The following is a 12700-nucleotide window of genomic DNA, read 5'->3' on the forward strand; positions in this document are numbered from 1 at the left end:
TTTGCACCACAGCCATCAGCACACAATTCCGTTTTTTCCAGCGTTCAGGCCAATTAAGCTCTCCTCGTATGTCCATCTGCTTTTCCTTTCGGTTATGAGGCAAATTTGCTGAAGTCGTTACAAGAGATGTACCAGAATTTAAAAAACATAAACCTTTGGTTTTGCTTGGCTTTAATTTTCAGTTTGATAGAAACCAGAAAGAGGCGTGCCGGTTTTGGCACAGATGAAACAAACAAATGTGTCGAAATTGAGACAGGGATTAATAAGCGCTCTGTGGAGAAGAATCAGCACAGGCAAAGCAATCTAAATCTAGACAAATATCATTAAACGGTCATCAAAAAGTCTCCGGGCGTTTGTACCCCACACTTTGCTGTTGACTAAGTGACTACCCCTTGCTTTTAATACGTTACAGCACTTTTTGTTGCAAAGCTGCCAGACTGGACGGATCTTAATGGTTTCGATAACCAGTTTGGGAAAGAGGATCTTGAGAGATCCCCATCCTAAGACTTGCCTGTCACACTTCGGTAGATTGAACTTGGAAGTGCACCAACTTTTTCTGTGTATTTTTTATTTTCAACGACTTGTCTATGCAATTACGCACTATGATCTATACAGGACTATTTTACTCGCAAACTTCTAAAACATGTACGTCTCACTAAATACTTGAATCCTCCCAAATTGCCAGTTTCCCCTTTGCTGTCTACAGTTTAATAATGACTGACCGTTAAATGCTCAGGTGTTAATAACCCTATGCTGAAATCATCGTTTATGGTGTTGTTGCTTTGCCTGCTGCTGGGGATTATTTTTGGGCTGCCGTTTGTACCGCTTGAAAGTAACCGCACAGTGGAAGCGCCTTTTTTAGAGCACTCGGGTAGCGATAAAGCGGTGGTGTTTTTTGGCTTTAGTCACTGCGGTGGGGTTTGTCCCACTACCCTGCTGATTTTAAAAAGTTTATTAGACAATACAACGCGGCAAAGCCAATGGCCGCAGGTGGTGTTTGTTGATATAGACGAGAATAGCTCAACTCAACAAGCGCAAACACATGCCCGCTCCTATCACAGTGCTTTTTCTGGCGTTCATGCCAAAGCGGAATCACTGGCTCAGCTGAGCCGGGATTTTGGCCTGAATATTCAACAAAATGGCGAGCAGATCAGGCACCAGGGGCGTACCTATTTACTTGCCCGCTCGCAACAACGATGGCGCATAGTCAAGGCTTACAACCCTGAGACCTTTGATTTTAAAACGCTACAAGATGAGCTTTATTAACGAGGCACACCATGCTTAATAACCTGCTAATTTGTTATGACGATAAACTCAGCGACTATATGAAAGCCAGGTTTGATGAGGACTTTAAACGCGCCGATAAAATCGTACTCATGACCCTGCTGGCGTTTTATTTTATGGTGGCGCTGTTAACCCCCTGGCAAAACGGCTATTTTATGCTCGGGATCCTGGGTGGCGGCGCGGTGTTTGGCATTTGCTTCGCGGCTTATAAAACCATGCCGGGCGCATTTATGACTCGCATTATCATGGCGGTTGGGTTAACCGCCATGATGGCTATCACCATACAGCAGGCCAACGGCCTGGGCGAAGGTCATTTTATTTTCTTTCTCAATTTTACGATTCTGATCCGCTACCGAGATGTTATGCCTTTGTTTTCCCTCATTGGTGTGACCGTTGCGCACCACCTCACTATGACCTACTGTCAGAGCATTGGGGCACAACTATGGGGAACTCCCATTATTATCTTCTCCTGGGGAGATCAAACCGACTGGGGATTGATCGCGCCTTTGCTATATCATATTGTGATTGCCCTGATAGGCGCAGCCATTGCCATTTACTATATCCATGATGGCAATATTAAATTTGTCGCTTCTAATCAGGTGATAGGCCTGGTGCAAAAAGGCGCTGACGGTGACTTAACAGACCGCATAGATACCGTGGAAGAAACCAACTTGTCGCGCATTGTTAATGGCTTTTTTGACCGGCTCAACAATGCCTTGCTCGATACCGCCAGCACGGCAAAAACCCTTACGCAACAAGCCGAAGATACCACACGGCAAGCCCAAAGCAGTGCCCAGGCTGCACAGGAGCAGCAATCTGAAATTGTGAAAATATCATCCGCCGTCGACCAAATGACATCCGCTACCGGAGAAATCGCCAGTAACGCAGAACAGACAGCCTCTGCATTGCGTGAAGCGGTTGATAACAGTCGCACCGGACAGACCCTGGCCAACAAGTTTGAACAAACCATAGACACGCTGTCATCCCGGGTAAAAGCTGCCACCCAGGTACTCGATCAGCTGGAGCAAAGCAGCCAGCAGATCAGCACCATTGTTGCGACTATCCGGGGGATCTCGGAGCAAACCAATTTACTTGCGTTAAACGCGGCCATTGAAGCCGCCCGAGCCGGTGAGCAAGGCCGGGGGTTTGCTGTGGTCGCGGACGAAGTCAGGGTCTTGTCACAGCGCACTCACGCCTCCACGGAAGAGATCTCAGCAATGATCAATACATTGCAGTCCACCTCTCACTCGGCGGTAGAGACGATGAATCAATGCTATGAGCTGACCTCGGCAAGTGTGGATGACGCCAGCAATGCATCTCGTAGCTTTAGTGAAATCGCCAATCTTATCAGCGATATAAATGCAATGGCCTCACAAATTGCTACCGCCGCTGAGCAACAATCGGCAATGACGAACGACATACGGCAAAATACGGATAACATTCAGGATGCGTCCAGCCAGTTTTTGAATGACGCAGAGGAAAGTCTGCAATATGCTTCCAAGCTCAGTGATATGTCAGTTAAGCTAAATCGCCAGATCCAGCAGTTTAAACTGACTCGAGAGTGACATAGCCAGCACAATAAAATAATTTATATCAGTGACTTGACTTCTTTTTCAGACAGTGTTGATTCGCTGTTAAACCGACAAATGTGTAAAAAATTGTTTTACTTTTCACAGTACATGCCTATAATTCGAGCGAATTTAAAATGGTGACATGGAGTCAACACAATGAAAATGAAGTTATCCGGAAAGATCCTCCCTCTGATTGCGCTAACCACTCTTGCAGGTTGTATGAGTACTGGTCCACATCTTAAAAGCTCTGTCTCTGAAGGTGTAGCCGGAATTGAAGCGCGTCTCCCTTATGCCAATTACAGCAATTACTTTGGTTACGTTGATAAATCTGTTGTACCAGAAGGTAAATATAAAGGTAAAGATACTTACTATCTGTATGTCTGGGTGCCTGCTGCGGTCGACGAAATTGGCGTTTCTATGATTTCACCTGCCGTTGCAACACCAGGTGACAAAGACTTTGTTCACGCAAACTTTAAACCAGGCATGGACAAGGATGCCAATAAGTTTTTTGACACGTATATTGTCCTGGATCGCATGAACATCATCGACAGCAACAGCATTGCTGACGGTGGCAAAGTTTTACAAAACCTGGGTCGTAATGATGACAGCAGTGAATTACCAGCAAATCCAAGTGGTGCAAGCTATAACTCATTGTTGCGTAAAACAACCTCGATGAATAACCCGACTGAGGCGCTGGTACGTGGTGTATATCGCATCGGCTTTACGTCATTCCGCTCTTCTGTTGAAGGCTCTTTTGAAGCAACCATAGGTACCAATGTACCAGGTGTAAAAATTGCCGCCTCTTTGTCTGAATTAGACGCGCTGGTAAATAATAAGCTGTAACCCAGACAATTTCACAGACCAATTAAGTTATGCCAGCCTTACCCGGGCTGGCATTTTCGTTTTTATCTTACAGGTTATTTGTGGCGATGCGTAATAAAATGGCAACCCTGAACCAAAGCCGTGATAGCAACCGCGCCAAACATCATTGCTGAAAAAGGAACCGTGTTGTTAGCGTGGAGTAAGGCAAGCAAAGGTCCTACTAAAGCCCCGCTACCAAACCTAAGCGTTCCGATCACCGCCGTCGCTGTACCCGAGTTTTTCTCAAACTCCAGTAAAATAAGCGCATCAGCGTTAGCTGCGCTGACCCCCAAGCTCATCATCAAAGGCGCAATACTCAGCACAATATAATACAAAGACAAATCCATCAGGCTAAACACTAACAAAGCAGATGCACTGAGCAAACCAAGCAACAGGCCGTAATACAACATTTTACGCGAGCCCACTTTGGGCACCAGCCTTGTATTAATAAAGTTACCCAACATCAGCGCCACAACATTAAAGGCAAACAGCACCCCAAAAAGTTGTTCAGACACTCCGAAATAATCGAGATAAACAAAGGACACAGAAGTAAGAAAGCAAAAGAAGCCAAAAGATACCAGCATAGAGCTCAGGATATCAGGCAAGGCACTGCGTTTACCCAATACCGTTGCATAGCTATCCAGGAACAAGTGAAAACCGCGCTTGTCGCTTTTATAAATAGGCACTTCCACAAGATAGAAGTAAGCGAGGATCATGACCACAACGGCGTAACTTGCCAGTGTAAGAAAAATCCACTGCCAGCCTGCCAACCCCATAATGGCCGACCCCACACTGGGGGCTATCAGGGGCGCGACCATCATGATCATAGAGACATAGGACATACCTTTTGCTGTGTTAGCCTGATAGATATGTCGTATGATCCCGGGCACCACGACAGTTGCCGCAGAGCCGGTAAACGCTTGCGCAGCACGCAAGAACCATAGTTGTGAAACATCGCCGCTAAATGCGATTAAAAATGAGCTAACGGCAAATCCACCCAGCCCGAACAATGCCAACTTTCTCCTGCCAAGTTGATCTGCCAATGGGCCAAAGACCATCATACCAATGGCATAACCGGCAAGATAAATACTGAGCGAGACCTGGACCTGAGGCATATCTGTACCCAGGTAATCGGCTATCACCAGCATTGCAGGCAGGTACATGTCTATCGCTAGAGGAGTAATTGCCACAATACTTGCCAACAGGGGCAGTATTACACGAATATTAAAATACTTTTCGGTATCGTCCATTGAGTGCCAAATGAGAGTGTGAGGGACGCGGATTATATCATTTTAGGTATCAATCCGCACGCACACTCAGCCGCATTTATCGGGCAACACAGCGCTCCCAACGAGAAACAACCGAATAACAGAGCGCTGCCGATAGTACGGCATTTAAGGGGACAATACCAGGCAACAGATGCCCAGCTAATACGCCCACAAAGGCAGCAACAATGGCACTCCAACGCACAGTTTGCCATTGCATTTGCTCAAATGCGTGGTAACGCGGTTTATTGATCAAATAGTCGGCTATCAGTACACCTCCAATTGGCGGAATGGCCGCAGACAAAAAGGTAAGCCAACTGACAAAGTGATTGTAGAGCCACAGCGCACTGAGTGTGCCAACCAATCCATTGATCACAGCCAGATTCCGACTGGACCAGCCGGTGATATTCGCAAAGCCAAGCCCTGAGGCATACAATGCATTGTCATTAGTCGTCCAAATGTTCAGACCTAAAACCACAATGGCAGGAATAAGCAAACCTTGCATCATCAACACCTGCGCAATGTCAGACTCACCCATTGCCGCGCCGCCTGCTGCACCAAAAATAAACATTAAACTATTGCCCAGAAAAAAGGCAATCAATGTGATAAGCACAGCACTGACAGGTCGACGGGCGAAGCGCACAAAGTCAGCTGTTAGCGTACCAGCTGAAATAAAAGACCCAACGACCAAAGCAATTGCGGCACTCATAGGCATAGGATCTGCGGGAACAATAGTCTGCAGCTCACTGATCCCGCCCATTTCTTGCACAGCGAGCCACACGGAGTAGCTTCCGAGCACAGCAATCGCCGGTACAGCAATGACAGACAACGCCATTAATGCGGAAATACCGAAATAAACCGTTGTGATCATTGCAAGGCCAGCCAATATAATCAGTACATTGGTATCAAACCCTGTTGCCTTGTGGACAGGTATGGCAAACATAGCCACCCCAACACCAAACCAACCGACCTGAGTACCGGCCAATAGCATGGAAGGCAGCCATGACCCCTTCACACCAAATGAAAATCGTGCCAGCAAATGGGTAGACAGTCCGGTGGATGCACCTATATAACCCAATGCCGATGTATATATGCCCAACAATAAGTTACCGACTAATACTGCCAGAAAAAAATCATCAAACGAAAGCCCCGTCCCCAGGGTCCCCCCAGTCCACATACTGGCGGAGAAAAATGTGAGTCCCAGCATCAGCAGGGATAAAGCAATGCCGCCTTTTCTGGCTGACTCCGGAACGGGCTTGAGCCCATAGTTACTGTCTTCAGTCACATTGTGGCCTTTTGGTATAACAAGGGTAAAGCCTAAGTACAGCACACAACAGTGAAAATATTATGGAGTATATCCGGCGTTATCTCAGAGAATCGTGACTGCATTGGGCTTAAGCCTGTACACAGTAATCGGCTTCTGTATCGCATCTGCATCAAACACTTCGCCATTTTCTTCGGCTTTGTGAGCCAGATATCTGCGCGATTTTTCCAATGTAAGTTCAAACACTTCAAACCGACCTGTTGCATAGGCGGTTTTGCCCACCGCCGACATTGGAAATACCATATCACCATCGCGCACTTTTACGGTGATCTGCTCTGTGTTGTCTACACTCAGCGTCATCCAGCAGCCACGCTTTTTACATACTTTCGTCACTGTGCCTTTCACCGTTACCTCGCTCTGATGATACTTCGGCGCCTGACTCAGTAACTTAGTTGCATCAATAACCTTAGTGCGATCCGCGCCACCAGCAAACTCCAATGGCTTAGCCTGAGCTGGCAATACACACAAAGCAAGTAGCAAACCCATCACCGTTCTTGTAAACATATTCATCCTCGTATTTAGCTATGGCAAGTGGTTGCTATGGATCAGATATTAGTAACACTCTTTTGCCGATTTCGAAGTCCCCAAACAGGTAGTATACAAGCAGGCTACTTAAAAGACACTCTATTTACAAAGCATTACATCCAGTATTGCAAGTTTAACTGGTTACACTTACCTTAAATGGGTAAACACTATCACAAAGGAAAATAGTATGAATAAGATGATCAAATCTGCTTTAGCACTCACAACTATAACTATGCTGAGCGCAGCCGCACAGGCTTCACCACAACAGTGGCAGGGATATTACAAAGGCCAGTGTGAAGTCATCTCACCTGCTCGTGGAACGCTTTATCAATTTCCAATGTCACTGGAAATCGGCGAATCTGTAGACGACAAGGCTGACTGGATCGTGACCTATGGAGAGGGTGCGCGAAAAAATGTTCGCAACTATAGCTTGCTGACGCTCAACGCAAACCTGGGCCATTACGCTATTGACGAAAACAATGGCGTTGTGATCGACCAATACTTGCTTAACGATGAGTTCTTAAGCCTGTTTGAAGTCGGCAGCACTAAGTTACAAGTTTCATATAAGCTCGACAGCAATGGAACGATTGATGTCAATATGAACACATTCAGCTTCGACCCCATCCGCGAGTCAAAAGTTGGGCATGTGGTCGTCTCCAATTATCAGGGTAATACACAACAAAGATGTAAACTGTTTAAGTGGTAAGCAAGGGATACTGCAAGTTTGTTTAGGCCAGGTGTCTTATTAAAGTTAAAGCGGGTTATCACCCGCTTTAACTCTTTTAGTTTGATAATTAACCGCCACCTCCGCCTGTGACCGTGCCCTCAACTGTTACCATAACATCTACACCTTCCGAACGTATTCTGTACTGGATACTGGTGATCTGCATACGGTCTTGCGATAAAAACAGATTGATTACTGGCCCGTCATCATCCTGTCCATAGTTCACCTGAATACGAGGCTCTTCCAGTTCCGGTCCGGTCCGATCATCAATTCTTGTAATATCGCTTTGCGCATAAGTAATACCGGTGTCGAAGTCGATAGCGCCATCAGAGCCAATCACCACAGTGCCACGCGTATGGCCCGTGCCAGTTACTCTGTACTCCCCTGCTTTTGCCGTTACCAGATCCAAATTAGTAACACCTGAAGCGATAAAGGAGCCGAGTAATTGATTTTCCATAGTGAAGAGGTTGATTTCCTTAATGCCTGTGGCTGTCACAGACACCTTGTACATAAACCCGCCATCGTCTTTGTAGACATATTCAGATCCTTCCATCATCACGCCATCAAGCGACATTTCGTCTCCATTATTGGCGTCCGGATCTGTGTCTATAAACATCATGCCTGAGCTGGAGAACGTAAACTTGACTTTTTGTCCGTCTGCATAGCTACTGCCATTGTTCGATAACATAAACATCAAATCAAACGACTTGCCTTTCAAGACTTCAGGTAACATTACATCATTGCTATCGTTGCCAGTCAGCGTCCAGGTGTAAGTTAAGTCAGATGAGACCGTTACTCCCTGAGTGGTGACGGAATAACGCACAGACACCACAATCTCGGTTGCAGAGCTACTCACTAATTCAAATACCAGATCATTCACTGTCAGATTTTGTTGAACAAATGAATCTTCAATCTGCTTTTTGATGGTTTCAAGGTCATTGGGGTCCGGAGCAGGTACGTTATTAATCGTGATTTTGGGTATTTCTGTCGTGACACCCGCCACAGTCGAAGTACCAGTGATGGTCAACGTGTTGCCCTCGCCATCGTTACCGTTGTTGTCTCCACCTGAACCACCTCCTGAGCCAGAAGATAACCCTCCAGGCACAAAGTCAAGTTCAAGCGAGCCAAGATCCAAACCGGCAAAAATGTCATCCAGTCCTTCAAGCGTCTTTTTGATGTTATCCAAAGAAAAAGTCGTACTGAGATCTGCTGTTAACCCTACCTGTTGTGCATATGCCTGAATAGCACTGGTATATTCACTGATAAAATTACTGGCATTATACAGAGGCGATTCAAACACTTGGTCGCCAACTTTACCGTCAATCGTTAAATCCAGAAAGTCGGCACGCAACGCATCAACAATTGCCAATGCGGGTGAGCCAGACGAACCACCTAGCTGGGCCAGGGCAGCCAGAGACACAGCATATATTCCCGCCTGATCACTACTTGCAGTCACACCGCTGGTCGCACCTATTAACTGAGGTGGTGCGGTAATGTCGGTCAGCGCCGGAGCCAGTGCAACACGCACCTGCTCATTGACCAATTCAATGGCTGCGGCGCTTGTAGCACCTGTATTCAAGATGGCTGTTGCGGCAATTTCAGTCAGTGTTGTAACCCCGACTTCTGACTGAAAAGCCCCCAGAACAGCACGTAGCGTGGCATCCGCGGGCAAAGCCAGAAAGGTGCCTTTGGCCTCATCAAAGTATTCAGCGCTTCCTCCGCCTATCACCTCAACGATAAAAGGTTCAGTAATTGCTGACGTCAGCGTTATTGTTGCCACACCTGACTCTCCGGTGTTACCGCTTGCACCCTCGATTGGCGTATTGTTAGAGAGCAGAACAAGTCTGACTGTGGCATTTCGGGTCAGCCCTAAAGCCGGGCTCACTTTGATTTCTGTGGTTTGTGCAGTTGTATCTGGCGTTTTAGTATTGTCGTCGTCATCGTCTCCCAGGCAGGAGGCAAGAATGAAAACAGACAATATAACAAGCCAGTTGCGCAGCTTGTATATCTTCATGGGTAATTCCTGGTTTCGACGGTTACTGATTCTTGCTGTGCACAGAACCTGATACCCTAGTCTCTGCACCACAGCATTGACAGTTTAGTTTAATGAAATAATTAACGCCTATTTTTTAACCAGAAAAATTAATTTTTTATTTGTCTCCCTCAAATGGATACTTGCAATGAATTTGACTGCGACAGGTCATACCAAGGTACTCGCAGGTTCTTTGGATCACCTCAATAAAGCACTCTGGCGCAGCCTCTTTAATCGAGTTTGAAAGTATGGAAAACTCTTTATTACGCAGTTTCCTTAACTCTGGCTGCAATGTTTCATCGTCCATAAACTCAGTGATACGATCAAAGAATGCCTTCATTCTAGGTGTCATTGCATACCAGTAAACAGGCGATGCAAAAACAATGTGATCATAGCTCAGTAAGCGACGAAATAATGAGCGAAAATCGTCACCACTATTAGTGTGATTATAGCAATAGTCATTAATTTCATAATCATCCAGATAAATACATTCAGCTTGTAACATTGGGGCCAACTTTTGCACCGAATGAGCAGTATTTCCATGCTTTTTTGAACTTGAGTATAAGATGACTGATTTCATAGTGGTTCTCCATTGTGATATTTATTGCTAGTCTAAAACCTCAACCAAGATTAAGGTAAAGCCTAACGATGACAACTAACAGTAAACCGGAACGAGACGAACCAAGGCTTAGTGTAGGACAGGTCGCTAAGCGCGCAGACGTTGCTGTATCTGCGCTTCACTTTTATGAAAATAAGGGGTTAATCCGTAGCTGGCGTAATGCCGGGAATCAAAGGCGATACAAAAAAGATGTCTTACGCCGCATTGCCATTATTAAGGCGGGACAAAAAATGGGGATCACTCTGGCTGAAATCAAAGAGACGCTGATGGCATTGCCACATAGCGACACTCCGAGCAAACAAGACTGGGCAAATATGTCCAGACAATGGCAGGCAAAGCTGGATGAAAAAATCACCTATATGCAACGTGTCCGTGATATGGTCGATGGCTGCATAGGCTGTGGCTGTTTATCTATGAGCCGCTGTCCCATGTACAACCCGGAAGATGTGATGGCTAAAGCAGGTACAGGTGCTGTGCTCATTGATAGCCCGGAGCAGGCAAAGGTCGCGAAATCTTGTTATGATAAGAAAAACCACATTAAAGGAACAAGCGAATGAAAAAAACGGTGATCAGCCTTTCCCTGGCTGCCATCTTTACCCTTGCGGGTTGTGTTCAAACTCAAGACCAATCAAACACGCAGTCAACTGCTTCAGCAACGAGCCAACAGCAACAAGATGCCGCTTTCAAAGCCTTTTCGAATCAATTTGTTGAGCAATATTGGCAACAATACCCCGAGCTGTCTGTATATCGAGGCTACGGCAAGTACGATGATGTGATCACCATTCCTGATGCAGCGAATCGTGCAGCAAACCTGGCTTTTATTGACGCGCAACTGACCAGGTTGCACTCTTTCGATGCAGAGCAACTCAGTGACAATCTGAAAATTGACTACTACCTGATTGAAAACGAATTAAAAAGTACCCGCTGGGGCCAGGAAAAGTTTAAGCGCTGGCAATGGGATCCAAGTAGCTACAACGTGTCATACGGTTTTGCAAATATTCTGAACAGTCGCTTTAAATCGGAAGAACAAAAACTCCGCCAGGTTTTGAATCGACTACAGTACGTTCCTGACTATTATCGTGCCGCACAGGCCAACATTCATGATCCGACGCAAGAGTATACTCAGCTAGGGATCCAGCAGAACAAAGGCGCATTTAGCGTACTAACTGATGACTTATTAACCCGGGCAGATGCACTCACCTCTTTCAGTGCCAAGGAGAAGGCGTTGTTTAAACAACGTTTTGCCAACGCTAAAACCGCAATTAACGGCTACATAGATTTCCTGTCAGAACTTGAGCAGGAAATGCAGAAAACCGGCAAAGCACGCAGTTTCAGAATTGGTGAAGCGCTCTATGAGGAGAAGTTTGCTTTTGATATTCAGTCGGGCTACACCGCTAAGCAGATGTATGAAAAAGCACTTGCTGATAAAGCTCGGGTCACTGCGGAAATGGTCACTCTGACCAAACAGCTCTGGTCTAAATACTTCCCGCAAACCCCGCGCCCTGAAGATGACAACCAGGCCATTGCTAAACTGATAAAGCACCTGTCGACGCGTCATGTGGATAAATCTCAATTCGTGGATGAAATAAAGCGTCAGATTCCGGAACTGGAACGTTTTGTGATGGAAAAGGATCTGCTCACTTTAGACCCTGAAAAGCCTCTGGTTGTTCGTCAGACTCCAGATTATATGCGTGGTTTTGCGCTGGCATCCATTTCAGCGCCAGGCCCTTATGAGAAAAAGGAAAATACGTATTACAACGTTGAGCCATTGGACGGCCTAACTGATGAGCAGGCCAGCTCTTTATTACGTGAATACAACCACTGGATATTACAGATCCTAAACATTCATGAAGCTGTACCAGGGCATTACACTCAGCTCGTTTATTCCAATACCTCTCCCTCTTTGGTTAAAAGTATATTCGGTAACGGTGCCATGGTTGAAGGTTGGGCTGTGTATACAGAACGCATGATGCTTGAAGAAGGCTATGGCAATTTCGAACCAGAAATGTGGCTGATGTACTATAAATGGAATCTTCGTGTTATCTGTAACACCATTTTAGATTATGGCATTCAGGTGAAAGGGATCAGCAAGGAACAGGGGTTGGATCTGCTCATGAATGGGGCATTCCAGGAGCAGGCAGAAGCAGAAGGTAAATGGCGACGCGCTACACTGAGTCAGGTACAGCTAACCAGTTATTACAGTGGGTTTCGTGAAATTTACGACCTGCGCGAAGAGCAAAAAGCACACTTGCAGGACGACTTCAACCTAAAAGCATTCCATGAGCAGTTCCTGAGCTATGGAAGCGCCCCGGTCAAGTTCATACGTCAGCTTATGAACTAATTAGGCATATTGCACTATGCCGGCGCTATCGTTCCGGCATAGTCTTCTGAAACTACTCATTATATTTTCCTGAACCTAACTGATGTATAAACACTGGGTCGCCAAATTAGTAAAAACAATTGACCAAAAACCCAACCAAAGCTACATTTTATTT

At 46.0% G+C, this 12700-nt stretch carries 11 protein-coding genes; 6 read left to right on the forward strand and 5 right to left on the reverse strand.

The genetic code is table 11. The features are described 5' to 3' along the window. Window positions 1-750 precede the first annotated feature (750 nt). From CWB98_RS03230 to CWB98_RS03240, 3 genes are all read left to right on the forward strand, one after another. The gene (locus CWB98_RS03230) at window positions 751-1266 is read left to right on the forward strand and encodes an SCO family protein (protein WP_138543519.1); all 516 of its coding nucleotides are present in this window, start codon (window positions 751-753) and stop codon (window positions 1264-1266) included. A gap of 11 nt (window positions 1267-1277) precedes the next feature. Continuing rightward, window positions 1278-2849 carry a methyl-accepting chemotaxis protein gene (locus CWB98_RS03235; RefSeq protein WP_138543520.1) on the forward strand — a complete coding sequence of 524 codons (1572 nt, stop codon included), beginning with the start codon at window positions 1278-1280 and terminating at the stop codon, window positions 2847-2849. A gap of 162 nt (window positions 2850-3011) precedes the next feature. Beyond that, window positions 3012-3698, forward strand: a complete 687-nt coding sequence (locus CWB98_RS03240) for a LipL32 family surface lipoprotein (protein WP_046004635.1) — start codon at window positions 3012-3014, stop codon at window positions 3696-3698. 74 nt (window positions 3699-3772) lie between these two features. On the opposite strand, the gene CWB98_RS03245 is transcribed toward CWB98_RS03240, so the two are convergent. From CWB98_RS03245 to CWB98_RS03255, 3 genes are all read right to left on the reverse strand, one after another. Then, the gene (locus CWB98_RS03245) at window positions 3773-4966 is read right to left on the reverse strand and encodes a multidrug effflux MFS transporter (protein ID WP_138543521.1); all 1194 of its coding nucleotides are present in this window, start codon (window positions 4964-4966) and stop codon (window positions 3773-3775) included. A 76-nt stretch (window positions 4967-5042) separates the two neighbouring features. Continuing rightward, window positions 5043-6266 carry a cytosine permease gene (codB, locus tag CWB98_RS03250; protein WP_138543522.1) on the reverse strand — a complete coding sequence of 408 codons (1224 nt, stop codon included), beginning with the start codon at window positions 6264-6266 and terminating at the stop codon, window positions 5043-5045. 84 nt (window positions 6267-6350) lie between these two features. Then, the gene (locus CWB98_RS03255; protein WP_138543523.1) at window positions 6351-6809 is read right to left on the reverse strand and encodes a DUF4920 domain-containing protein; all 459 of its coding nucleotides are present in this window, start codon (window positions 6807-6809) and stop codon (window positions 6351-6353) included. Window positions 6810-7017: 208 nt separating this feature from the next. On the opposite strand from CWB98_RS03255, the gene CWB98_RS03260 reads away from it, so the two are divergent. Beyond that, complete coding sequence (locus CWB98_RS03260; protein WP_138543524.1) at window positions 7018-7536, forward strand: hypothetical protein; 519 nt, start codon at window positions 7018-7020, stop codon at window positions 7534-7536. Window positions 7537-7624: 88 nt separating this feature from the next. On the opposite strand, the gene CWB98_RS03265 is transcribed toward CWB98_RS03260, so the two are convergent. Continuing rightward, entirely contained in the window at window positions 7625-9568 is a 1944-nt protein-coding gene (locus tag CWB98_RS03265; protein WP_138543525.1) for a hypothetical protein, read from the reverse strand. A 136-nt stretch (window positions 9569-9704) separates the two neighbouring features. Continuing rightward, on the reverse strand, window positions 9705-10166 hold the full coding sequence (locus CWB98_RS03270) for a flavodoxin family protein (RefSeq protein ID WP_138543526.1): 462 nt from the start codon (window positions 10164-10166) through the stop codon (window positions 9705-9707). A gap of 68 nt (window positions 10167-10234) precedes the next feature. On the opposite strand from CWB98_RS03270, the gene soxR reads away from it, so the two are divergent. Continuing rightward, on the forward strand, window positions 10235-10762 hold the full coding sequence (gene soxR, locus CWB98_RS03275; protein WP_138543527.1) for a redox-sensitive transcriptional activator SoxR: 528 nt from the start codon (window positions 10235-10237) through the stop codon (window positions 10760-10762). Further along, a complete protein-coding gene (locus tag CWB98_RS03280) occupies window positions 10759-12546 on the forward strand; it encodes a DUF885 domain-containing protein (RefSeq protein WP_138543528.1) in 1788 nt (595 codons plus the stop codon). The genes soxR and CWB98_RS03280 overlap by 4 nt, the downstream gene beginning before the upstream one ends. Window positions 12547-12700 lie beyond the last annotated feature (154 nt).

The sequence above is a fragment of the Pseudoalteromonas rubra genome, from assembly GCF_005887115.1.
GTDB classification, from domain to species: domain Bacteria; phylum Pseudomonadota; class Gammaproteobacteria; order Enterobacterales; family Alteromonadaceae; genus Pseudoalteromonas; species Pseudoalteromonas rubra_F.